Here is a 22,567-nt window from a genome sequence, read left to right as displayed (position 1 = left end):
ATCCTTGGAGTACGTCCGTGACGGGCAAGTCTACCCTCGCCACCCTATGCCTGCTCACCGGATTGGCCCACGCTGTCGCCCCTGCAGCGGACCACGCACGCAACCTCGCCGCCAACTGCACGTCCTGCCACGCGCCGGACGCCCCCACACCGAACGCCATCCCGCGCATCACCGGCCTGCCCGCCGCCACAATCCTGCAGAAGCTGCAGGAATTCCGCGCCGGCACGGCGCCCGCCACGGTGATGCAGCAGATCGTGCGCGGCTACAGCGACGAGCAGCTCGCGCTGATCGCCGCCCACTTTGCCTCCCACCCTACCCCCCGATCCGCCGCCGCGGACTGACGCCTGCGCGCCCGACGATATGGATAGACGCCGATTCCTCCACAGCCTCAGCCTCGCCGCGGCTGCCCCCGCGCTCGGTGCGCTCGCCGCCTGTTCCGGCGCCCCGCCGCGCGGCGCCGCGCACGTCGTCGTGGTCGGCGGCGGCTACGGCGGCGCGACGGCCGCGAAGTACCTGCGCATGTGGAGCACCGGCCGCGTCGCGGTCACGCTCGTCGAACGCGAGCCCCGCTTCGTGTCCTGCCCGATGTCCAACCTCGTCCTCGCCGGCCTGCGCAGCATGGACGACCTCACCGCAAGCTACGATCACCTGCGCTCGCGCTGGGGCGTGCGCGTCGTCACCGACGCGGTCACGTCCGTCGATGCCGCGAAACGCCAGGTCCGCCTAGCGAAAAACGGCGAGATCGGCTTCGATCGCGTCGTCCTGTCGCCCGGCGTGGATTTTCTCCCCGACGACATCCCCGGCCTCGCCGGCCACTTCGACCGCATCCCGCACGCCTGGAAAGCCGGCCCGCAGACCGAACTCCTGCACCGCCAGATCGCGGCGATGCCCGAGGGCGGCGTGTTCGCGCTGCATGTGCCGAAGTCGCCCTATCGCTGCCCGCCCGGCCCCTACGAACGCGCCTGCCTCGTCGCGCACTACCTGCGCACCCACAAGCCGCGCGCCAAGCTGCTGCTGCTCGACGCCAACAGCGAGATCCAGTCGAAGAAGGCACTCTTCGCCGCGGCGTTTGCCGGACCGTACAAGGACATCATCGAATACCGCCCCGACAGCACCCTGCTGTCCGTCGATGCCCGCAACCTGGGCGCCGAGCTCGAGTTCGATCGCGTGCGCGCCGACGTCCTCAACGTCATCCCGCCGATGCGCGCGGGGCGGCTCGTCGACGCGCTGGGCGTCCCGCTGGTCAACGGCCGCTGGGTCGATGTCGATTGGCAAACGATGGAAGTCCGCGGCCTGCCGAACGTCCATGTCCTCGGCGACGCCGTCCTCGCCGCACCGGGCATGCCGAAGTCCGGCCACATCACCAACAAGCAGGCCAAGCTCGCCGCCGCCGCGATCATCGAACTGCTGCACGGGCGCGCGCCCGACGCCGCGCCGATGCTGCTGAACACCTGCTACAGCTTCGTCGATGACCGCAACGCCATGCACGTCGCGTCGGTGCACCGCTACGACGAGGCGGAACGAACCTTCCTGCCGTTAGCCGGCGCAGGGGGCCTGTCGCCGTCCGCCAGCGAAGCGGAAGGGCGCTACGCCGATGCCTGGGCGCAGAACATTCGCGCCGACATGCTGGCCTGACACGACACATCACCGATCGCCCCCTTCGCCGGCCCTTCACCAGCCGAGTTCGCGTATCCACGGCCCCTCGCCCGCCGCGAGCGCCTCGCGCACATAGGCCACCGTATTGGCGGGCAAATCGTCGCGCGCGAACCAGTCCAAGGCGTCGCACTTGTCCGGCTCGCAGATGCGGGGCTCGCCCGCCCACGCCTTCGCGCGCAGGAAGAAATCGACCCGGTTCGTGTCGGAGCGGCGATGCACGACGCCCAGGTGCACGAGCCCGGCGGGGTCGATATCCACCCCGACCTCCTCGCGCATCTCGCGCACCGCGGTCCGGCCCAGCGACTCGCCCGGCTCGACGTGGCCGCCGGGCAGGCTGTAGAGGCCGTCGAAGAAACCCGTCCCGGCCCGGCGCATCAACAGGATGCGCCCCTCGCGCTCCATCAGCACATGCACGCCGACGGGGATGCCCGCGTGCATCAGTGCTTGCCGGTGCTGCCGAAACCACCTTCGCCGCGATCGCTCTCGGGGAATTCCTCGACGATGTTGAAGCCGACCTGCAGCACGGGCACGACCACCAGCTGCGCGATGCGCTCCATCGGCTGCACCGTGAAGGTCGCGCGCCCGCGGTTCCACACCGACACGAAGATCTGCCCCTGGTAATCGGAATCGATCAGGCCGACCAGATTGCCCAATACGATGCCGTGCTTGTGCCCCAGACCCGAACGGGGCAGCACCATCGCCGCCAGACCGGGATCGGCGAGATGGATCGCCAATCCGGTCGGAACCAGCGTCGTGTCGCCCGGATGCAGGCTGATCGACGTGTTCACGCAAGCACGCAGGTCGAGTCCGGCTGCGCCCGGCGTCGCATAGGACGGCTTGTGCTCGCGCAGTCGCTCGTCGAGGATCTTGACGTCAATTCGGTGCATGTTCGCCCTCAGTTGGCAGCCGTTTTCAGCAAACCGGCCAGATGTTCGACAATCTTCCGCGCCACCTCGGTCTTGGGCGCATGTTCCAGCGGGTGCCGCCCCGCGTCGTCATACAGGATCACCTGGTTGTCATCGCTCCCGAGCCCGTCCTGCACCAGGTTGCCGACCAGCATGGGCAGGCGTTTCGCGCGCCGCTTGCCCTCCGCATAGGCGTCCAGGTCGCGGCTTTCCGCCGCGAAGCCGACGCAGAACGGCGCATCCTCGCGCGCCGCGACCTCGGCCAGGATGTCGGGGTTCGGCGTGAGCCGCAGGCTCATCTCCGCCGATGATTTCTTGACCTTGTGCTCGGCGGCCTCGACCGGCCGATAGTCGGCGACGGCCGCCACGCCGATGAACACATCCGCACCGGGCAGCGCAGCCATCACCGCGTCGCGCATCTGCAACGCGCTGCGCACGTCCACCCGCTGCGTCCCCACGGGCACCGGCAGCCCCGTCGGCCCGCTCACGAGCACGACTTCCGCGCCGGCCCGCACGCAGGCCTGCGCCAGTGCGTAACCCATCTTGCCCGAACTGGTGTTCGTGATCCCGCGCACCGGATCGATCGCCTCGAAGGTCGGACCGGCCGTGAGCACGACCTTGCGCCCCGCCAGCAACTTCGGCCGGAAGAACGCGATCACGTGCTCCAGCAGCTCCTCCGGCTCCAGCATGCGTCCCATGCCGACCTCGCCGCAGGCCTGGTCACCCGCGGCCGGGCCGAGCACGGTGGCACCGTCGGCGGCCAACTGCGCCATGTTGCGCTGCGTCGCCGGATGCTCCCACATCTGGCGGTTCATCGCCGGAGCGACGAGCAGCGGGCACTCGCGCGCCAGGCACAGCGTCGTCAGCAGATCGTCCGCCCGCCCCTGTGCCAGCTTCGCGACCACGTCGGCGGTCGCCGGCGCGATCAGCACCGCATCGGCGCCACGCGTGAGGTCAATGTGTGCCATATTGTTGTCCATGCGCGCGTCCCACAGGTCCGACCACACCGGATTGCCCGACAGCGCCTGATACGTGACCGGCGTGACGAAACGCGCGCCCCCCTCGGTCAGCACGACGTGCACATCCGCGCCCACCTTGCCGAGCAGCCGCACCAACTCCGCGGCCTTGTATGCAGCAACGCCCCCCGTCACGCCGAGCACCAGCTTGCGGCCCTTCAATTCGCACATGACATATGCCTTACAATTATTGAATCATCCACAACACACACCCGACATGGCAATCACCGACTGGCCTGCGGACGAACGGCCGCGCGAGAAGCTCCTCGGACGAGGCGCCAACGCCCTCTCCGACGCCGAACTCCTCGCATTGTTCCTGCGTGTCGGCATCCGCGGCAAAAGCGCCGTCGACCTCGCGCGCGACCTCATCGGCCGCTTCGGATCCCTCACCCGCCTGTGTGCCGCCCCCGCAGACGAATTCGCCGCGATACCGGGAATGGGGCTCGCGAAGTATGCCCAACTGCAGGCGGTCATGGAACTGGCAAGGCGCGCACTGAGCGAAGAGATGGCCGCGCGCGACGTGTTCGACTCCCCCACTGCCGTGCGCGACTGGCTGCGGCTACGCATCGGCAGCCTGCCGCACGAGGTCTTCTGCGTGCTGCTGCTCGACGCGCGCAACCGCCTTATCGAGGCCGTCGAACTCTTCCGCGGCACGCTCACCGCGACCAGCGTCTATCCGCGCGAGGTCGTCAAGCTCGCATTGACGCACAATGCCGCGGCCGTCATCCTCGCGCACAATCACCCCTCCGGCGCGAGCGAACCGAGCAACGCGGACGAACTGCTCACGCGCAGCCTCAAGCAGGCCCTCGACCTGGTCGATGTCCGCGTCCTCGATCACTTCGTCGTCACCGCCCATGCGCGCCCGCTGTCCTTCGCCGAGCGCGGCCTGCTCTGATGGCGGCACCGTACGCGCATCCCGGCAGGCGCATCGCAATCCGCACTTGCTCTCGACGAACGTTATCGGATAACATCCGAGGTTTTCCGCAATCCGAATTCCCTGGAGCAACATATGGCTCGCGTCTGCCAAGTGACCGGTAAAGCACCGATGGTGGGGAACAACGTTTCCCACGCCAACAACAAGACCAAGCGTCGTTTCCTCCCGAACCTGCAGAATCGCCGGTTCTGGAGCGAATCCGAAAACCGCTGGATCCGCCTGCGCGTGTCCAATGCTGCCCTGCGCACCATCGACAAGAAGGGCATCGACGTCGTCGTTTCCGAGCTGCGTGCCCGCGGCGAGAAGATCTGAGACGGCTGATCCAAGCACTGCGCCACACACGCGCAAGCAACTGAACGGAGATTCAAATGGCTAAAGGCGGCCGCGAAAAAATCAAACTGGAGTCGACCGCAGGTACCGGTCACTTCTACACGACCTCGAAGAACAAGCGCACCACCCCGAACAAGCTTGAGTTCAACAAGTACGATCCCGTCGCACGCAAGCACGTCCTGTACAAGGAAGTGAAGCTCAAGTAAGCCCCCTGCAGGCTGCGGCCTGCTCCAGGGACGCAGCGCACAAAACAAGAGGCCGCCGGATCACTCCGGCGGCCTCTTGTTTTTCCGGAAGGCCTCCGCGTTAGCGTACGGCCTTCCGGATTAAAGGGACATCAGGCCTTCTGGATGTTAGAGGCCTGCTTACCCTTCGGACCCTGCGTGACTTCGAAGGAGACCTTTTCGCCCTCCTTCAGGGTTTTGAACCCGGCCATGTTGATCGCGGAGAAGTGAGCGAACAGATCTTCGCTACCGTCGTCCGGAGTAATGAAGCCGAAGCCCTTGGAGTCGTTGAACCACTTAACGGTACCAGTTGCCATGTTGCCTTAATCCTTCAAGATTGCTTAGAACGATGCGGGGTCTCCCCCCTCAGTGCACCAATGCTCAGTGAGGTGTTACCAGTACTGCCAAGCCAGTGCCCACAAGAGCCAGGATTACAGAACCAGTGCATTGAACTTCGCATGCCGCACCCGTCTGCTTTTACGCATTTGTCAGCACAGCGTCAACATTTTATTGCCCGCATGATTGCTGCATCGCGGCAAGCACAAGGCCGTTGAAAACAGCTGCTTGCCGTCCCCGGCAACCAATCCGGCATACAGCCAGCCGATCGTTTTTCGGTTGCAGCGCAACATAGCACGCGTTGCATTTGCGCACGCCCGTCCCGAAAGGCGCCCAGTCCTCGCAACCGGGGGTCTGTTGCACTCTGCTTGCACTTGATTAGAATGGGTTATGGCCACTCAAAAGCAGGGCGAGTTTACACTCGAGGCGGAGCGCTCTCGCACCAAGCCCCCGCCACTTTACAAGGTGCTATTGCTTAATGACGACTTCACGCCCATGGATTTCGTCGTCGTCGTTTTGCAGAAATTTTTTGGCATGGACCGCGAACGGGCTACACGGGTCATGCTCCAAGTCCACAGAGAGGGCATGGGGGTCTGCGGGGTCTTCGCGAAGGACGTCGCAGCGACCAAGGTGGAACAGGTCGTATCCTTCGCCCGTCAGCACCAGCATCCGCTGGCATGCGTGATGGAGGAAAACTGAGAATGATCGCGCAAGAGCTTGAAGTCAGTCTGCACATGGCCTTTGTCGAAGCCCGACAGAAGCGGCACGAGTTCATCACCGTTGAACACCTGCTGCTGGCACTGCTCGACAATCCGTCTGCAGCCGAGGTCCTGCGCGCCTGCGCAGCCAACGTCGATGAACTGCGGCGGGAACTGACGAATTTCATCAACGAGCACACACCCAAGGTCGAAGGCACCGACGAGATCGACACGCAGCCGACACTCGGTTTCCAGCGCGTGATCCAGCGAGCAATCCTGCACGTGCAATCGTCCGGCAAGAAGGAAGTGACCGGCGCGAACGTGCTCGTCGCGATCTTCGGAGAAAAGGATTCGCACGCGGTCTATTTCCTGCAACGCCAGAACATCTCGCGCCTCGATGTCGTGAATTTCATTTCCCACGGCATATCGAAGACGCCGCAACACGGGCAAGCGCCGCAAGGCAAGAGCGAATCGCCGGAACCGGGCGAGCAGGAAGTCGAGAATGCCCAGGGCAACAGTGCGCTGGAGAACTACACCCAGAACCTCAACCAGCAGGCGCTCATCGGCAAGATCGACCCGCTGATCGGGCGCGAGCGCGAACTCGAACGCGTGATCCAGACCCTGTGCCGCCGGCGCAAGAACAACCCGCTGCTGGTCGGCGAGGCCGGCGTCGGCAAGACGGCGATCGCGGAGGGCCTGGCGCGCTACATCGTCGACGGGCGGATTCCGGAGATCCTGGAAGGCGCGCAGGTCTATGCGCTCGACATGGGTGCGCTGCTCGCCGGGACCAAGTACCGGGGCGATTTCGAACAGCGCCTGAAAGCGGTGCTGAAGCAGCTGCGCGAAACGCGCAATGCGATCCTGTTCATCGACGAGATCCATACGCTGATCGGCGCGGGCGCGGCATCGGGCGGCACGCTGGATGCCTCGAACCTGCTCAAGCCGGCCCTGTCGTCCGGGCAGCTGAAGTGCATCGGCGCGACGACCTATTCCGAGTTCCGCCAGATCTTCGAGAAGGATCACGCGCTGTCGCGGCGCTTCCAGAAGGTCGACGTGACCGAACCATCGGTCGCCGAAACGGTGGAAATCCTGAAGGGGCTGAAGAGCCGCTTCGAAGAGCACCACGGCGTCAAGTATTCGACGGCTGCGTTGAGTTCGGCCGCCGAACTGTCGGCGCGCTACATCAACGACCGCCAGCTTCCCGACAAGGCCATCGACGTGATCGACGAGGCGGGCGCCGCGCAGCGCATCCTGCCGAAGTCGAAGCAGCGCAAGACGATCGGCAAGAGCGAGATCGAGGACATCGTCGCAAAGATGGCGCGCATCCCGCCGCGCTCCGTGTCGAGCGACGACAAGGCCGCGCTGAAGAACCTCGACCGCGACCTCAATAACGTCGTGTTCGGCCAGGAGGCGGCAATCGGGGCGCTTGCGAAGGCGATCAAGATGTCGCGCTCCGGCCTGGGCAATCCGGCCAAGCCGATCGGCAGCTTCCTGTTCTCCGGCCCTACCGGCGTCGGCAAGACCGAGGTCGCGCGACAGCTCGCCTTCACGATGGGCATCGAACTGGTGCGCTTCGACATGTCCGAGTACATGGAGCGCCACGCGGTGAGCCGCCTTATCGGCGCACCGCCGGGATACGTCGGTTTCGACCAGGGCGGCCTGCTGACCGAGGCGATCACGAAGAAGCCGCACTGCGTGCTGCTGCTCGACGAGATCGAGAAGGCGCACCCGGACATCTTCAACATCCTGCTGCAGGTGATGGACCACGGCACGCTGACGGACAATAACGGCCGGCAGGCGGACTTCCGCAACGTGATCATCATCATGACGACCAACGCGGGCGCCGAGATGATGCAGAAATCGGTGATCGGTTTTTCGGCCAAGCGCGAGGTCGGCGACGAGATGGCCGAGATCAAGCGCATGTTCTCGCCCGAGTTCCGCAACCGGCTCGATGCGACGATATCGTTCAAGCCGCTCGACAACGAGATCATCCTGCGCGTCGTCGACAAGTTCCTGATGCAGCTCGAAGCGCAGCTGCACGAGAAGAAGGTCGAAGCGCACTTCACCGACGAGCTCAAGGGCTGGCTGGCCTCCGAGGGTTTCGACCCGGTCATGGGGGCCCGCCCGATGGCACGCCTGATCCAGGACACGATCCGCGCCGCGCTCGCCGACGAACTCCTGTTCGGGCGCCTGGTACATGGCGGCAAGGTGACGATCGATCTCGATGCCGAAGGCAAGGTCAAGCTGGTGTTCGACCAGACGGAACCGGCCACGGTGTGAAACACCGCAACGCGATCGGAAAGGGCGGCCTGGAGGTCGCCCTTTTTTTGTGTGCTGCCGTGGTTTATCGTCCATCCCGCAACGCGTAATGGCGCGTGTCATCGCCCTGCCCGCTCGGACAATCCACTCACACAAGGAATCACAAACATGGAAATCCAGACCGCCGACCTTTGCGACGCCCACGAGGGCAAACTCCGCGTCGTCAGCCCGATGTTCCGCAGCTACGGCGGCCGCCCGTCCTTCGGCGGCGAGATCGCGACGCTGAAGGTGTTCGAGGACAACTCGCTGGTGCGCACGGTGCTCGAAGGCCCCGGCAAGGGGCGCGTGCTGGTGATCGACGGCGGCGCCTCGATGCGCTGCGCGCTGGTGGGTGATCAGCTCGCGCTGCTCGGCGTGAAGAACGGCTGGGCGGGCGTGATCGTCTATGGCTGCATCCGCGACTCGAAGGCGATCGGCGGCATGGACCTCGGCATGTTCGCGCTCGGCACGCATCCGCAAAAAAGCATCAAGAAGGGCGCCGGCGACAAGGACCTGCCGGTAACCTTCGGCGGCGTCACCTTTGTGCCGGGACAGTTCGCTTACGCGGACGAGGATGGCGTTGTCGTTTCGGAGTCGGCCCTGCTCTGACCCGTCACGGGGTCGCGGCGCAGCCCGCGGCCCCTTTACGCGCCGGCAGCTCGCCGATCTCCTGTTCAGGGTCTGCCAGCCCCTGTCGTCCCGCCCCGATGCCCCCTTGCGGCGGCCCCCGTTCTCACCGAACACGCCGGGTTCGTGCTTCTGTCCGCGAGCGTTTTTTCCGCGCCGCAGCAGCATTTCATTTCACAACGCCAATCACGATCTCACCATACGAAAATCGGCGCGCAAGTAGCTGATTTGTTTGCACCAAATAATTTCTTATATCTTATATAAGACTTATTGCTGCAGAGCGAGATCATCCCTATACTTTTTCCCACACGAGGACGCTCCGGCGGACCTCGTACCGACGAGCCCATCCGGCCGGAACAAGGACCGGGCAAGCCGCCGAGTTGAAACCTGAACGTAAACCATCAGTCGAGAAGGAATCGTCATGACCCTGACCCGCGAACAGCAAATCGCCGCCCTCGAAAAAGACTGGGCCGAAAATCCCCGTTGGAAAGGCATCAAGCGCGGCTACGCCGCTGCCGATGTCGTCCGCCTGCGCGGCTCCCTGCCGATCGAGCACACCCTGGCCAAGCGCGGCGCCGAGAAGCTGTGGGAAAAGGTCAATGGCGGCGCAAAGAAGGGCTATGTGAACGCCTTCGGCGCGATCACCGCCGGTCAGGCGATGCAACAGGCCAAGGCCGGCCTCGAGGCCGTGTATCTGTCGGGCTGGCAGGTCGCCGCCGACGGCAACACCTCCGAGACCATGTACCCGGACCAGTCGCTGTACGCCTACGACTCGGTGCCGACGATGGTTCGCCGCATCAACAACACCTTCAAGCGCGCCGACGAGATCCAGTGGTCGCGCGGCGTCAATCCGGGCGACAAGGAATTCATCGACTACTTCCTGCCGATCGTCGCTGACGCGGAAGCCGGTTTCGGCGGCGTGCTGAACGCCTTCGAACTGATGAAGAACATGATCACCGCCGGCGCCGCCGGGGTGCACTTCGAAGACCAGCTGGCGGCCGTGAAGAAGTGCGGCCACATGGGCGGCAAAGTGCTCGTGCCGACGCAGGAAGCGATCGAGAAGCTGATCTCGGCCCGCTTCGCCTCCGACGTGATGGGCGTGTCGACGCTGATCCTGGCCCGTACCGACGCGGAAGCCGCGAACCTGATCACCTCCGACCACGACGCCAACGACAAGCCCTTCCTGACCGGCGAGCGCACGCAGGAAGGCTTCTACCGCGTCCGCAACGGCCTCGAGCAGGCGATCAGCCGCGGCGTCGCCTACGCCCCGTACGCCGACCTGGTGTGGTGCGAAACGGGCACGCCGGACCTCGGCTTCGCCCGCGAATTCGCGCAGGCCGTGCTCGCAGCCTGCCCGGGCAAGCTGCTGTCGTACAACTGCTCGCCGTCGTTCAACTGGAAGAAGAACCTCGACGACAAGACCATCGCCAAGTTCCAGGACGAACTGTCGGCACTGGGCTACAAGTACCAGTTCATCACGCTGGCTGGCATCCACGTCAACTGGTTCAACACCTTCCGCTTCGCGCACGCCTATGCCCGCGGCGAAGGCATGAAGCACTATGTCGAGATGGTCCAGCAACCGGAATTCGCCGCTCGCGAGCAGGGCTACACCTTCGTGTCGCACCAGCAGGAAGTCGGCGCCGGCTACTTCGACGACGTGACCACCGTGATCCAGGGCGGTTCGTCCTCGGTCAAGGCGCTGACCGGCTCGACCGAAGAAGAGCAGTTCCACTGATAAAAGGGGCTAAGCGGGTCGACATCTGACCCGCCGCAGCGGGAAGCCGCGCCCACAAGGCGCGGCTTTTTTCATTGGGCTCGCACTGGCTCAGTTCGTACCCGCTCCGCCCGGTGCCATTCCCGGTCCGGGCCCCATCCGTCCCGACCCCATCCGGCCGCCCGCTTTTCCACCGCGCGCCATGCCGCGCGGGCCGAACATCGGGAATTGGTCGTCGAAAGTCTTCTTCTGGGTGGCATCGAGCCCGCCATAGAGGGCTTCGGTAGCCTTGTGCACGTCCTGCATCGACGCCAGGCGTTCCTTGGCGAAGGATTCCATGCGCTCCATGCGTTCGAGTGCAGTTTTCGGACGCTCCTGCGTGCGCATCGCCTGCATGCGCTCGGACATCGCGCGCCCTTTCTCCTGCATCACCCCCTTGAACTGCTCCCACGCCAACGCCTGATCGGGCTTGAGCGCGAGCGCGGTCTGCAGCGCGGCGAGGCGCTGGTTCATGTGCTCGGACATCGCGGCGGGGTCCATCCGGTGCATGCGCTGCATGCCGCCTCCCGCACCGCCGCAGTCGCCCCACGGTGCCGCAGTCGCCACGGACGCACCGAGTCCAAGGGTCGCCGCAAACGCGGCGGCAAGCGAGTTCCTGATCCAGATTTTCATGACAGTTCTCCACGTGATGGTCGGATTCGCCCTGCCCGGGCGACGTAGTCATTTGAGCACCGCCATGTATGCGCCGTTTGTCCGGTCGTGCCCGGTTTGAATGGTGGTGTTTCGCGGCGTGCGGGCGATACTCGGGGATACAAAGCACACACCGCCGGACAGTATGATTCGATCACGCGCACAAATCCGTCGCACCGACGCCGAGATCATGACGAACGCCTCAGACCACATCCTCATCGTCGACGACGACCGCGAGATCCGCACGCTGCTGGCCGACTACCTGGAGAAGCAGGGGCTGCGCTGCACGACAGCCGCCGACGGGCGCGAGATGAAGGCGGCCCTCGATCGCCATCGGGTCGACCTGATCGTGCTGGACCTGATGCTGCCCGGTGAGGATGGCCTGACGCTGTGCCGCAACCTGCGCGCGGCCGGCCCGCACGCGAATACGCCGGTGCTGATGCTGACCGCGCGCGGCGAGGACATGGACCGCATCCTGGGGCTCGAGATGGGCGCGGACGACTATCTCCCGAAGCCTTTCGTCCCGCGCGAGCTGCTTGCGCGCATCCGCGCGATCCTGCGCCGCGCGCGGGCCCTGCCGCCGAACCTCGAGGCCGCCCCCGCGCAGCACGCGAGCGAACTGCGTTTCGCGCACTGGCGCCTGAATACCGTCGGACGCCATCTCGTCGGCACCGACGACACGGTCGTCCCGCTGTCCGGCGCGGAGTACCGGCTGCTGTCGGTCTTCCTCGCGCATCCCCAGCGGGTGCTCAACCGCGACCAGTTGATGGAGCTGACGCAGGGGCGCGAGGCGGATGTCTTCGACCGTTCGATCGACCTGCTGGTGAGCCGGTTGCGGCAGCGCCTGGGCGACAACGCGCGCGAGCCGGAAATCATCAAGACCGTGCGCAACGAGGGCTACGTCCTTGCATGCGCCGTATCCGCGGTGACGCCGGACGCGGAGCAGCCATGAGGCTCGGCTGGGCCCGCACGCTGTTCGCACGGCTGATGCTGATCTGGCTCGGCGGCATGGTGGTCGTGCTCGCGGTAAGTTTCGCGCTGTTCGTCAGCGAGCGCGACCGCTACGCACGCGAGGTCCTGCTCGAGGGGGTCGTGCGCGAGGTGGCGACTGCCGTCGACGTGCTGGACCACATGCCGGCCGACGAGCGCGAGAACTGGATCAATGCGGCCGGGCGTCGTCGCATGCGCTATGCCCTTGCACCGCCACCGCCCGACGCGACCGCGGCGACGGCCTCGGCGCCGCTCGCGGCGGCATTGCGGGACGCGCTCCCGGGGCATCGTGTCGAAGTGCTCGCGCGCAACACGCAGGACGACGAGCATCCTCATCGCATGCACGCCTTCGTCAGCCTGAGCCTGGACGACGGGACGCCGCTCCTCATCCGCATGCCCGGCCCGATGTTCGGCATGCGGCCGCCGTTCCCGCCCGGCAGCTTCCTGACTTCGCTGCTGGCGCTGCTCGTCGGCGTGACGCTGCTGACCTGGTTCGCCGTGCGCATCGCGACGCGCCCCATCACGCGACTCGCCGCGGCCGCCGACGCGCTGGGCGAAGACCCGAACCGGGCGCCGCTGGAGATCAACGGCCCCGCCGAAGCTGCGCAGGCGGCACACGCCTTCAACCGCATGCAGGAGCGCATCCTGCAACATGTGAGCGAGCGCACGCGCATCCTGGCGGCGATCTCGCACGACCTGCAGACACCGATCACCCGCCTGCGCCTGCGTGCGGAACTCATCGACGACGAGGCCTTGCGCGCGAAGTTCCAGAGCGACCTCGATGCGATGCAGGCGCTCGCGAAGGAAGGGCTGGATTACGCGCGCAGCCTGGACGGCGCGGCGCCGAAGCAGACGATAGACCTCAACGCCCTGGTCGCGGCCTTACGCGACGACGCCCAGGACATGGGCTGGGACGTCGACATCGCGGGCGATGGCGCCCCGCCCTGCCTCGGGCAGCTCGGCGGACTGCGGCGTGCGCTGTGGAACCTGATCGAGAACGGGCACAAGTTCGGCCGGCGCGTGCGCATCGTGCTCCAGCCGCGGCCGGACGCCTGCGAGATCGCCATCGCCGACGACGGCCCGGGATTGCCGCAGGAAGAACTGGAGAAAGTCTTCGAGCCCTTCTACCGCGTGGAGTCCTCGCGCAGCCGCGACACCGGCGGCACCGGCCTCGGCCTTGCCATCGCGCGCAACCTGTTGCGCGCACAGGGCGGGGAGGTGCGGCTCGCGAACCGGCCGGAAGGCGGACTGGAGGCGGTCGTCACGCTGCCACGCGCGATGGCTGCCGGCGGGCAGACGACGGACTGAGCGTCCGGATCAGCGCAGGGTGGCGAAACTGCCTCGCCCGATCGGCACGGGGTCGAGCGGCGTCGCGAGGTCGGCGGCCGCCTCGGCACGCAGCCAGTCGAGAAAAGCGGCGAGCAGCGGAGTGTCGCCCCGCTCCGGTTGCACGATCCAGTAGCGCCACAGCGGGCGCTGCGCAAACGGCAGATCCGGCGGCAAGTCGTTCGCAAGCCCCTCGGGGGCATGGCGCGTCTCGATCGGGATATCGAACGGACGCACCAGCTTGCCTGCTCGCAGCGCCGACGCCGCGAGACTTCGCCGCGCGAGCGCGACACCCCGGCCTTCCAGCGCGGCCTGCAGCACCAGCGCCGAATCCGACAGCATCAGGCCGCTGCTCGGCTCCGGCCAGTCGAGCCCGGCGGCGCGGAACCACGGCGCCCAGTCCTCCCCTTCGGACCGCAGCAGCGGTACGCCAGCGAGATCCGCCGGCGTACGCAACGGATGCCCGGCACACAGGCTCGGGCTCACGACCGGGAACAGCACGTCGTCCATCAGCAGTTCGCTGCGCACGCCTGGATAGCCGCCCGGCCCCCAGCGGATGCTCACATCCATCCCGTCGCGGCTGAAATCGGCGCGCGCTCCCGTCGCCGTGATGATGACCTCCGCGGTGGGGTGCGCATCGATGAAGGCGCCGATGCGCGGCGTCAGCCAGCGGCTGGCGAAGGACGGCATCACGCTGACTGACAGCCGGTTGGGGTTCGCCCGCCGCTTGAGGCTCGTCACGGTGTCCGCGATCTGGCGCAGCGCGCCGTTGGCGGCTTGCAGCAGTTCCTCGCCCGCAGCCGTCAGCACCACCGCCCGGCCCTTTCGGTGGAAGAGCGGAAAGCCCAGATGCTCTTCGAGCGCGCGGATCTGATGGCTGACCGCCCCATGCGTAACGAACAGTTCGTCGGCCGCGCGTGAGACGCTGGACAGTCGTGCTGCCGCCTCGAAGACGCGCAGCGCGGGCAGCGGAGGAAGTTTGCCGGGGCGTTCCATATGTTAAGTCTGCTCACATGTATGCCAGAAAAGATCGATTTTCACGAATGCCGGATATCGGGACAATGCGACCCACGGACATCGTCCGCCAATGGATCGCATGGAGGCATCATGGAAGCGAAATATGCGCGCTCTGACTGGAGTCTGCAAGCCGGTGGAATCCTGTCGATCAGTAACGCATGTGGCTGGGCAGTCACCCTGGAGAGTGGTGACGTCTGGCTGACACTTGAGGGTTACTCACAAGACAAATGGCTCGCCGTGGGCGAACACTTCAGGGTTCCGGGCGACGGCCAGATGGTCATCGAGGCCGACCGAGATTCCCGCATCCGCCTCGAACCTCCGCCAGCCAGCGCGCTGCAGCACCTCCTCACGCAGGTCGAGAGCAGCACGCGGCGATTCGCCCGGACCGTGGCCAACGCGACGGTCTATTCGGCCGAGCGCATCAGCGCCGGACCGGAGCACTGAACCGCGCGAGGCCGGCAAGCACATCGGGGCGCGCGAGAGGCGCGCCCCCGCCGTCATTGTTCGCGGGGCCGCGCATAGTGTCGGGCGAGCGTGCGGAAGCGCTCCACCTCGGCATCGCACCAGGCCGCGTCCCGCCCCAACTCCTCGGCCAGCACCGCGGCCACCCGCGGCGCCGCCGCTTCGGCAGCCGCCGCGTCGAGGAAGAGCGCACGGTGGCGCCGCGCCAGCACGTCTTCGACGCCGCGCGCGAGCTCGCAGCGTGCGGCGTAACGGACTTCGGCCTCGGTCAGGTCGAGGCCGGCGTGCACCGCGCGTCCGGCCCCCGGCAACGCCTCCACGGCAGCGCGTGCGGCGCCGTAGGGATCGGACGACACCCCCGCCTCCCCGCCGTGCAGGCGCAGCCCTGCCGTGACGCAGGCGTGCCGCGGCAGTCCCGCCACCGATTGCGCCGTATCGAGGGTCTCCTCGGCCATGCGCCGGTAGGTGGTCCATTTTCCGCCCGTGATCGTGACGAGGCCGCCCGGCGACACCTCGATGCAGTGCTCGCGCGACAGGCTGCGCGTAGCGGCACTGTCGCCCGCGCCGATCAACGGACGCAGACCGACGAAGACGCTGCGGATGTCCGCGCGCGCGGGCGGGCGCACGAGATACGGTGCGACCGCGGCCAGAATGAAGTCGATCTCCCCGGCGAGCGGCGCCGGTTCGAGCGGGAGATCCTGCCGTGGCGAATCGGTGGTGCCGATCAGCACGCGGCCCTGCCAGGGAATCACGAACAGCACGCGGCCGTCGGCGGTTTCGGGCACCAGCAGGGCGTCGCGCCCGGGCAGGAAGCCCGCATCCACGACGATGTGCACGCCCTGGCTGGGCTTGAGCAGGGGGCGAGCGTCCGGCAGCTCCGCGCGGCGGATCGCATCCGCCCACACGCCGGTCGCATTGATGACGACGCGCGCGCGAAGACGGAAGGACTCCCCGGTTTCCACATCATGGGCGAGCACACCGCGCACGTGCCCGTCCTCCACGATCAGTCCATCGACCGGCAGGTAGTTCAGCGCCAGTCCGCCGTGGTCGAAATGCGTGCGCATCAGGGCGACGGCGAGCCGGGCGTCGTCGAACTGCGCGTCCCAGTACGCGATGCCGCCGCGCAGGCCGGCGGGATTGAGCGTCGGCAAGGCGACGAGCGTGTTCGCCGGGTCGAGGACGCGGCTGCGACCGATGCCTTGCACGCCCGACAGCAGGTCATAGACGGCAAGCCCGGCGCCGAACTTGGGGATGTCCAGCCAGCGATAGGCGGGCACGACGAAACGCAGCCTGTGCACGAGATGCGGCGCATTCGCTAGCAGGCGCGACCGCTCGGCGAGCGCCTCATGCACCAGCGGCAGCTTGCCCTGCGCCAGGTAGCGCACGCCGCCGTGGATCAGCTTGGTCGCGCGCGAGCTGGTGCCTTTCGCGAAATCATGCGCTTCGAGCAGCAGCGTGCGGTGCCCGCGCGCGCTCGCATCGACGGCACAGCCCAGTCCCGTCGCCCCACCGCCGATCACCAACATGTCCCAGGATTCGGTCTCCCTCAGGCGCGCGAGCAGCGCCGCCCGGTCCAGCACGACCTCAGGACCCCGACCGCCAGCCACGCTCATGCGTCGGCCCAGGCGCGGGAGCGTTCGACGCCCCGGTGCCAGCGCGCGACCAGGGCTTCGCGCCGGTCGGCGTCCATCGTCGGTTCGAAACGTCGCTCGGCACGCCAGAGCGCGGCAAGCTCGTCCTGCCCCGACCACACACCGACGCCCAGTCCGGCCAGATACGCCGCGCCGAGCGCCGTCGTCTCCAGCATCTGCGGGCGCACGACCGGCACGCCGAGCAGGTCTGCCTGCAACTGCATCAGGAGGTCGTTCGCCGCCGCGCCGCCATCGACGCGCAACTCGGTCAGCGGTCCGGCGCCGTCGCGATCCATCGCCGCGACGAGGTCCACCGTCTGCAACGCGATCGCTTCCAGCGCCGCGCGCGCGATGTGCCCGGCCGCGGTGCCGCGCGTCAGCCCGAACAGGGCGCCGCGCGCGTAGGCGTCCCAGTACGGTGCGCCCAGGCCCGTGAACGCCGGCACCAGCACGACGCCGCCGCTGTCCGGCACGCTCGCGGCGAGCGGCTCGATGTCCGGCGAGCGCCGGATCAGCCCCAGGCCGTCGCGCAGCCACTGCACGATCGCCCCGCCCATGAAGATGCTGCCTTCGAGCGCGTAGCGCGTCCGCCCCGCGGCCCGCCACCCGACCGTCGTGAGCAGGCGATTCGCCGAAACGACGGCCTCGTCGCCCGTGTTCATCAGCAGGAAGCAGCCGGTCCCGTAGGTGTTCTTCGCCATTCCGGGGGTGAAGCAGGCCTGGCCGAAGGTCGCCGCCTGCTGGTCACCCGCGATGCCGGCGATCGGCACCGCGGCGCCGAGGATGTCGACACACGTCTTGCCGCATACACCGCTGCTGTCGACGATGTGCGGCAGCAGCGCGCGCGGGATGTCGAACAGCGCGAGCAGCTCGTCGTCCCAGTCGCAGGCGTGGATGTTGAACAGCATCGTGCGGGCGGCGTTGCCCGGATCGGTGACGTGCAATGCGCCACCGCTGAGGTGCCAGACGAGCCAGCTATCCACCGTGCCGAACGCCAGCTCCCCCGCCCGGGCCCGCGCTCGCGCCCCGGGCACCTGGTCCAGCAGCCACGCGAGCTTGGTCGCGGAAAAGTAGGCATCCAGTTCCAGCCCCGTTCGCGCGCGGATCAGCTCGGCATGGCCGGCCGCGCGCAGGCGGTCGCAGTTGGCGGCGGTGCGGCGGTCCTGCCACACGATCGCCGGCGCGAGCGCCCGGCCGCTCGCCCGTTCCCACAGGATCGTCGTTTCGCGCTGGTTCGTGATGCCGATACCGGCCAGCGCCTCTGCATCGATCCCCGCATCGCCCAGGGCGGCCCGCGCACAATCCAGCTGTGTCGCGAGGATCTCGTCGGGATCGTGCTCGACCCAGCCCGGCTGCGGAAAATGCTGCGCGAAGGCCTTCTGCGCCGTTCCGCACACGCGCCCGCCCGCGTCGAACACCATCGCCCGCGAACTCGTCGTCCCCTGATCCAGCGCCAGCAGCCAGCTCATGCCACCCCCGCAAAAGGCTCGCGATGACGCAAGCCTACCGCGACGCCCGGCGCATGACCATCCTCCCGGCCCTCGCGCGACCGGCCGGCATGTGGTTCAATGGCGCCTTTCGTTGCACCGCAGCAAATCGCCATGCAATCCCTGTGGATGATCGTCGCCAGCCTCCTCTTCGCCTGCATGGGCGTATGCGTCAAGCTCGGCGCCGGCACCTTCTCCACCGGGGAACTCGTCTTCTACCGCGGCTTCGTCGGCGTGCTCGTCGTCGCCGTCATCGCGCGCCTGCAAGGCGTAGCGCTCGGCACGCCCCGCTGGCGCCTGCAGGTCACGCGCGCCCTGGCGGGCTGTGCCTCGCTCGTCTGCTATTTCTACGCGATCAGCGCCCTGCCGCTGGCCACCGCGGTCACGCTCAACTACACGTCGCCGATCTTCGTCGCGCTGCTCCTCGCGTTCTGGTTCCGCGAGCGCCTGCGCGGCGCCGCGATCGCGTCGGTCGCTCTCGGCTTCCTCGGCGTCGTCCTGCTGCTCAAGCCCACGCTGCAGGCCGAGCAATGGCTCGGCGCTTGCGCCGGCCTCGGCTCCGGCCTCGTCGCGAGCCTCGCCTACATCAACGTGCGCGAGCTCGGCCGCGCCGGCGAGCCCGAGGCACGCACGGTGCTGTGGTTTTCGGCGATCACGGCGCTGCTGGGCCTCCCCTGGGCCCTCTCCGGCGACATCCGGGCGATTGACCTTTCCGGCGGCGCGATCCTGCTCGGCGTGGGCCTCTTCGCCACCCTGGCGCAGCTCGCGATGACCCGCGCCTACCGCTTCGGCAAGACCATCGTCGCCGCCAACCTCGCCTACACCACCGTGATCTTTTCCAGCCTGTTCGGCGTACTGCTGTGGGACGAGATCCTGCCGCTCGATGCGTGGATCGCGGTCGTCCTGATCGTCGCGAGCGGCGCGGCCGTGTCGCTCGCATCGCGGCCGTCCGCCGAACCGCTCCCGGCCGGCGCCGCGAGCGGCCGCAGCCATGATTGAAGCGGCTTCCGCCCGGGGCTATAGTAGTTCGCATCATCCAGTCGCCATGCGGAGGCAGTCATGATCACCACGGACCATCGCCCCAATCTGGTAGCGGTTGCCGTCTTCGGCGAATTCACCCTCCCGGACTACAAGGAGTTCGAGGAGCTGGTCAATTACAAGATCAAGTTCGAGGGGCCGGTGAGTCTCCTTTTCGACCTGCGCGAAATGGCCGGCTTCACGCTCGACGTGGCGTGGGAAGAGATCCGCTTCTCGCGCCAGCATTCGCACGACTTCCGCCGCATCGCCGTCCTGACGAAGGACCAATGGCTGACGTGGAGCGCGTGGCTCTCGCAGATCTTCGTCGATGCGGAAGTGCTCGTCTTCGATGACGAAGCCGAGGCGCGCACCTGGCTCGAAGCAGCCGAGGAGCCCGCACAGTGAGCAGTGCCGCGACCAGCTGTTCGGCTGCCTACAGCACGCTGATCGGCGCCCATGAGCTGGCCCAGCACCTGCACGATCCGGGCTGGGTCGTGTTCGACTGCCGCCACGACCTCGCGAACCCCGATTTCGGGCGCGCGGCCTACGCCCGCGCGCACATTCCCGGCGCGCGTTTCCTGCACCTCGATGAAGATCTTTCGAGCGCCCTGACCGGCACGAACGGCCGGCATCCGCTGCCCGATGCAGAAGGATTCGCCCGGCGCCTGGCTGCGGCCGGAGTCGGCAATGAAACCCAGGTCGTCGCCTACGACGACGCAGGCGGCATGTTCGCGGCGCGCCTGTGGTGGATGATGCGCTGGCTCGGGCACCACTGCGTGGCGGTCCTCGATGGCGGCCTGGTCGCCTGGCTGGAAGCGGGACAGGCGCTCACCACCGAGTCGCCGAAGCCGACCCCCGCCGACTTCCGGATAACGGTCCGCCCGGAAGTGGTGGACGCCGGCTACGTCCTCGACCACCTCCGCCACCCCGAAATGCTCCTGATCGACGCCCGCAGCCCGGATCGCTACCGCGGCGAAAACGAGACGCTCGACCCGGTCGGCGGCCACATTCCCGGCGCGCTCAACCGCTTCTTCCGCGACAACCTCGACAAGCGCGGGCACTTCAAGCAGGCCTCGGTGCTGCGCGAGGAGTTCGGGGCGCTGCTGAAGGGCAGCGATGCGCGGCGCGTCGTCCACCAGTGCGGCTCGGGCGTCACCGCCTGCCACAACCTGCTCGCGATGGAGGCGGCCGGCCTCACCGGTTCGCGGCTCTATGCCGGTTCGTGGAGCGAATGGTGCGCCGACCCCGCACGCCCGGTCGCAACCGGTCCCGAGCGCTGACGGCGCCGCCGTCTTACCACTCGACCTTTTCGACCACGCCGAGCGAACGCCCGAGGAAGCGCTCGCCTATCGTCTGGAAACGCAGCGGCACGTCGGTGACGACGAAGCGATAGGCCGCCGGCCCCGCATGCATGCTGGCGATGCCGAGTTCCTGCAGCGTCGCGGCCGCCCGCTCCGCGGTCGTGAGCGCAGAGTCGACCAGGCGCACGCCCGGCCCGACGACATCGCGCAGCAGCGGCTTCAGCAGCGGGTAATGCGTGCACCCGAGGACGAGGCTGCCGACCTCCTCGGCGAGCACCGGCTTCAGGTACTCCTGCGCCGTCAGCCGCGTCACCGGGTGGTCCAGCCAGCCCTCCTCAACCAGGGGGACGAACAGCGGGCAGGCCTGCGAATACACGCGCACGCCGGGATCCAGCGCGTGGATGCGCCGTGCGTAGGCATTGCTGTTGACCGTCGTCGGCGTGCCGATCACGCCGATGCCGTGCCCCTTCGACTCGGCGACCGCCGCATGCGCGCCCGCCTCGATCACATCGAGCACCGGGATGTCCCGCGCCAGGCGCCGCACCACGTCGGCCGCCACCGCCGCGATCGTGTTGCACGCGACAATCAGCATCTTGACGTCCTGCTGCAGCAGGAACTCGGTGATCTGTGCGGTGAAGTGCTCGATCGTCGCGACCGACTTCACCCCGTAGGGCACGCGCGCCGTGTCGCCGAAATACACGATGCGCTCGAGCGGCAACCGCTCCATCAGGGCACGCACGACGGTGAGCCCGCCGATGCCCGAATCGAAGACGCCTATGGGTCGGGAATAGTCCAACGCAGCAACCAGATCAGGACAAAAACGAATTCTAGCGCAAGCTCACGCGCCCCGTAGACCGTGCCGGGCCAGAGCCCAGCCGACATGCTCGCGCACCAGGTCGGACGGGTCGCCGGCACGCGCCTGCAGCGCCGCGATCACCTCGGCCGTGCCCGGCGCGTTGCCCAGCGCGACGGCGAGGTTGCGCAGCCATCGCTCGTAACCGATGCGGTAGATCGCACTGCCCGCCATGCGCGCCTGGAACTCGCTTTCGCTCCATGCGAAGAGTTCGACCAGGCTCGCCTCATCCAGCCGATGGCGCGGCGCGAAATCCGGCTCCGCGCCGAGCTGCGCGAAGCGGTTCCACGGACACGCGAGCTGGCAGTCGTCGCAGCCGTAGATGCGATTGCCGATCAGCGGGCGCAGCTCCTCGGGGATCGCGCCCTTGAGCTCGATCGTCAGGTAGGAGATGCAGCGCCGCGCATCGACCTGGTAGGGCGCAACGATCGCGCCCGTCGGACACGCGTCGAGACAGGCGCGGCAGCTGCCGCAGTGCGGCGCCTCGGGCGCGTCCACCGGCAGGGGCAGGTCGGTGAAGATCTCGCCGAGGAAGTAGTACGACCCGGCGCGGCGATTGAGCAGCAAGGTGTGCTTGCCGCGCCAGCCCAGCCCCGACCGGCTCGCCAGTTCGACTTCGAGCACCGGCGCCGAATCGGTGAACACGCGATAGCCGTGCGGCACTTCGGCCGCAATCCGCTCCGCCAGCTTCTGCAGACGGTTGCGCACCAGCCTGTGGTAGTCGCGCCCCAGCGCGTAGCGCGAAACGTAGGCCCGCGCGCCATCCGCGAGCGCGGCCTGCGCATCTGCCGCCTGCGGCCAGTAGTTCATGCGCACGCTGACGACGCGCAGCGTGCCGGGCACCAGTTCCGCAGGGCGCGCCCGCATCATGCCGTGACGCGCCATATAATCCATCTCGCCGTGAAATCCGCTCGCCAGCCAGGCTTCCAGTCCCGCTTCGGCAGACGACAGATCGACGCCGGACACGGCCAGATCGGCGAACCCGAGCTCCCCGGCCCACACTTTCATCCGCCCGACGAGTGCGCTCAGCGGCGCGTCGGATGCGGCATCCGCAG

Annotated in this window: 25 protein-coding genes; 15 read left to right on the top strand and 10 right to left on the bottom strand. The window is 67.4% G+C overall.

Annotation, left to right across the window (positions count from 1 at the left end; all coding sequences use genetic code 11):
* The first annotated feature begins 17 nt into the window (after positions 1 to 17).
* Positions 18 to 341 carry a c-type cytochrome gene (locus tag CDA09_RS03470; RefSeq protein WP_121427346.1) on the top strand — a complete coding sequence of 108 codons (324 nt, stop codon included), beginning with the start codon at positions 18 to 20 and terminating at the stop codon, positions 339 to 341.
* A gap of 19 nt (positions 342 to 360) precedes the next feature.
* Complete coding sequence (locus CDA09_RS03465) at positions 361 to 1,635, top strand: NAD(P)/FAD-dependent oxidoreductase (RefSeq protein WP_121427345.1); 1,275 nt, start codon at positions 361 to 363, stop codon at positions 1,633 to 1,635.
* 36 nt (positions 1,636 to 1,671) lie between these two features.
* Here CDA09_RS03465 and CDA09_RS03460 read toward each other — a convergent pair whose 3' ends face one another.
* From CDA09_RS03460 to coaBC, 3 genes are read right to left on the bottom strand one after another with little or no spacing between them, the layout of a single operon-like run.
* Positions 1,672 to 2,094 (bottom strand): NUDIX hydrolase, encoded by a 423-nt coding sequence (locus CDA09_RS03460; RefSeq protein WP_174718407.1) that lies wholly within the window; start codon positions 2,092 to 2,094, stop codon positions 1,672 to 1,674.
* Complete coding sequence (dut, locus tag CDA09_RS03455) at positions 2,094 to 2,543, bottom strand: dUTP diphosphatase (protein ID WP_121427344.1); 450 nt, start codon at positions 2,541 to 2,543, stop codon at positions 2,094 to 2,096. Before dut ends, CDA09_RS03460 begins: the two co-directional genes overlap by 1 nt.
* Before the next feature lie 8 nt (positions 2,544 to 2,551).
* Complete coding sequence (coaBC, locus tag CDA09_RS03450) at positions 2,552 to 3,748, bottom strand: bifunctional phosphopantothenoylcysteine decarboxylase/phosphopantothenate--cysteine ligase CoaBC (RefSeq protein WP_121427343.1); 1,197 nt, start codon at positions 3,746 to 3,748, stop codon at positions 2,552 to 2,554.
* A gap of 46 nt (positions 3,749 to 3,794) precedes the next feature.
* Between coaBC and radC the strand changes: the two genes are divergently transcribed.
* The 3 genes from radC to rpmG all read left to right on the top strand — a co-directional run bounded on the left by radC (position 3,795) and on the right by rpmG (position 5,047).
* Positions 3,795 to 4,472: a RadC family protein gene (gene radC / locus CDA09_RS03445; RefSeq protein WP_121427342.1), complete on the top strand. Its 678-nt coding sequence runs from the start codon at positions 3,795 to 3,797 to the stop codon at positions 4,470 to 4,472.
* Between the two features lie 114 nt (positions 4,473 to 4,586).
* Positions 4,587 to 4,823 (top strand): 50S ribosomal protein L28, encoded by a 237-nt coding sequence (gene rpmB, locus CDA09_RS03440; protein WP_015434856.1) that lies wholly within the window; start codon positions 4,587 to 4,589, stop codon positions 4,821 to 4,823.
* Between the two features lie 56 nt (positions 4,824 to 4,879).
* Positions 4,880 to 5,047: a 50S ribosomal protein L33 gene (gene rpmG / locus CDA09_RS03435; protein ID WP_018990830.1), complete on the top strand. Its 168-nt coding sequence runs from the start codon at positions 4,880 to 4,882 to the stop codon at positions 5,045 to 5,047.
* A 131-nt stretch (positions 5,048 to 5,178) separates the two neighbouring features.
* On the opposite strand, the gene CDA09_RS03430 is transcribed toward rpmG, so the two are convergent.
* Entirely contained in the window at positions 5,179 to 5,382 is a 204-nt protein-coding gene (locus tag CDA09_RS03430; protein ID WP_018990831.1) for a cold-shock protein, read from the bottom strand.
* Between the two features lie 409 nt (positions 5,383 to 5,791).
* Between CDA09_RS03430 and clpS the strand changes: the two genes are divergently transcribed.
* The 4 genes from clpS to aceA all read left to right on the top strand — a co-directional run bounded on the left by clpS (position 5,792) and on the right by aceA (position 10,759).
* The gene (clpS, locus tag CDA09_RS03425; RefSeq protein WP_121427341.1) at positions 5,792 to 6,100 is read left to right on the top strand and encodes an ATP-dependent Clp protease adapter ClpS; all 309 of its coding nucleotides are present in this window, start codon (positions 5,792 to 5,794) and stop codon (positions 6,098 to 6,100) included.
* 2 nt (positions 6,101 to 6,102) lie between these two features.
* The gene (clpA, locus tag CDA09_RS03420; RefSeq protein ID WP_121427340.1) at positions 6,103 to 8,379 is read left to right on the top strand and encodes an ATP-dependent Clp protease ATP-binding subunit ClpA; all 2,277 of its coding nucleotides are present in this window, start codon (positions 6,103 to 6,105) and stop codon (positions 8,377 to 8,379) included.
* A 147-nt stretch (positions 8,380 to 8,526) separates the two neighbouring features.
* A complete protein-coding gene (gene rraA, locus CDA09_RS03415) occupies positions 8,527 to 9,006 on the top strand; it encodes a ribonuclease E activity regulator RraA (protein WP_121427339.1) in 480 nt (159 codons plus the stop codon).
* A 439-nt stretch (positions 9,007 to 9,445) separates the two neighbouring features.
* The gene (aceA, locus tag CDA09_RS03410) at positions 9,446 to 10,759 is read left to right on the top strand and encodes an isocitrate lyase (protein ID WP_121427338.1); all 1,314 of its coding nucleotides are present in this window, start codon (positions 9,446 to 9,448) and stop codon (positions 10,757 to 10,759) included.
* 90 nt (positions 10,760 to 10,849) lie between these two features.
* On the opposite strand, the gene CDA09_RS03405 is transcribed toward aceA, so the two are convergent.
* Positions 10,850 to 11,410, bottom strand: coding sequence for a Spy/CpxP family protein refolding chaperone (locus CDA09_RS03405; protein ID WP_121427337.1), 561 nt, complete (start codon positions 11,408 to 11,410; stop codon positions 10,850 to 10,852).
* Between the two features lie 208 nt (positions 11,411 to 11,618).
* Between CDA09_RS03405 and CDA09_RS03400 the strand changes: the two genes are divergently transcribed.
* A complete protein-coding gene (locus CDA09_RS03400; protein ID WP_121430714.1) occupies positions 11,619 to 12,380 on the top strand; it encodes a response regulator in 762 nt (253 codons plus the stop codon).
* Entirely contained in the window at positions 12,377 to 13,726 is a 1,350-nt protein-coding gene (locus CDA09_RS03395; RefSeq protein ID WP_121427336.1) for a sensor histidine kinase, read from the top strand. Before CDA09_RS03400 ends, CDA09_RS03395 begins: the two co-directional genes overlap by 4 nt.
* Before the next feature lie 9 nt (positions 13,727 to 13,735).
* Here the strand turns inward: CDA09_RS03395 and gcvA are convergent, their stop codons facing one another.
* Positions 13,736 to 14,740, bottom strand: coding sequence for a transcriptional regulator GcvA (gene gcvA / locus CDA09_RS03390; protein WP_121427335.1), 1,005 nt, complete (start codon positions 14,738 to 14,740; stop codon positions 13,736 to 13,738).
* 111 nt (positions 14,741 to 14,851) lie between these two features.
* Here gcvA and CDA09_RS03385 point away from each other — a divergent pair, with 111 nt between their 5' ends.
* The gene (locus CDA09_RS03385) at positions 14,852 to 15,205 is read left to right on the top strand and encodes a DUF2917 domain-containing protein (protein ID WP_121427334.1); all 354 of its coding nucleotides are present in this window, start codon (positions 14,852 to 14,854) and stop codon (positions 15,203 to 15,205) included.
* Between the two features lie 53 nt (positions 15,206 to 15,258).
* Here CDA09_RS03385 and CDA09_RS03380 read toward each other — a convergent pair whose 3' ends face one another.
* Positions 15,259 to 16,836, bottom strand: coding sequence for a glycerol-3-phosphate dehydrogenase/oxidase (locus CDA09_RS03380; protein WP_121427333.1), 1,578 nt, complete (start codon positions 16,834 to 16,836; stop codon positions 15,259 to 15,261).
* Complete coding sequence (gene glpK / locus CDA09_RS03375) at positions 16,833 to 18,323, bottom strand: glycerol kinase GlpK (RefSeq protein ID WP_121427332.1); 1,491 nt, start codon at positions 18,321 to 18,323, stop codon at positions 16,833 to 16,835. Before glpK ends, CDA09_RS03380 begins: the two co-directional genes overlap by 4 nt.
* A gap of 132 nt (positions 18,324 to 18,455) precedes the next feature.
* On the opposite strand from glpK, the gene CDA09_RS03370 reads away from it, so the two are divergent.
* From CDA09_RS03370 to CDA09_RS03360, 3 genes are read left to right on the top strand one after another with little or no spacing between them, the layout of a single operon-like run.
* Positions 18,456 to 19,340, top strand: coding sequence for a DMT family transporter (locus tag CDA09_RS03370; RefSeq protein ID WP_121430713.1), 885 nt, complete (start codon positions 18,456 to 18,458; stop codon positions 19,338 to 19,340).
* Positions 19,341 to 19,400: 60 nt separating this feature from the next.
* On the top strand, positions 19,401 to 19,763 hold the full coding sequence (locus CDA09_RS03365) for a SpoIIAA family protein (RefSeq protein WP_121427331.1): 363 nt from the start codon (positions 19,401 to 19,403) through the stop codon (positions 19,761 to 19,763).
* Positions 19,760 to 20,638 carry a sulfurtransferase gene (locus tag CDA09_RS03360; protein ID WP_121427330.1) on the top strand — a complete coding sequence of 293 codons (879 nt, stop codon included), beginning with the start codon at positions 19,760 to 19,762 and terminating at the stop codon, positions 20,636 to 20,638. Before CDA09_RS03365 ends, CDA09_RS03360 begins: the two co-directional genes overlap by 4 nt.
* 13 nt (positions 20,639 to 20,651) lie before the next feature.
* Here CDA09_RS03360 and murI read toward each other — a convergent pair whose 3' ends face one another.
* Complete coding sequence (gene murI / locus CDA09_RS03355) at positions 20,652 to 21,386, bottom strand: glutamate racemase (protein WP_286164479.1); 735 nt, start codon at positions 21,384 to 21,386, stop codon at positions 20,652 to 20,654.
* Between the two features lie 111 nt (positions 21,387 to 21,497).
* Positions 21,498 to 22,520 carry a tRNA epoxyqueuosine(34) reductase QueG gene (gene queG, locus CDA09_RS03350; RefSeq protein ID WP_121430712.1) on the bottom strand — a complete coding sequence of 341 codons (1,023 nt, stop codon included), beginning with the start codon at positions 22,518 to 22,520 and terminating at the stop codon, positions 21,498 to 21,500.
* Between the last annotated feature and the right edge of the window lie 47 nt (positions 22,521 to 22,567).

Source organism: Azoarcus sp. DN11 (genome assembly GCF_003628555.1).
In the GTDB taxonomy this organism is placed as follows: domain Bacteria; phylum Pseudomonadota; class Gammaproteobacteria; order Burkholderiales; family Rhodocyclaceae; genus Aromatoleum.
Note: the sequence above shows the minus strand (reverse complement) of the source record. Positions and strands in the feature narration are given on the sequence as shown.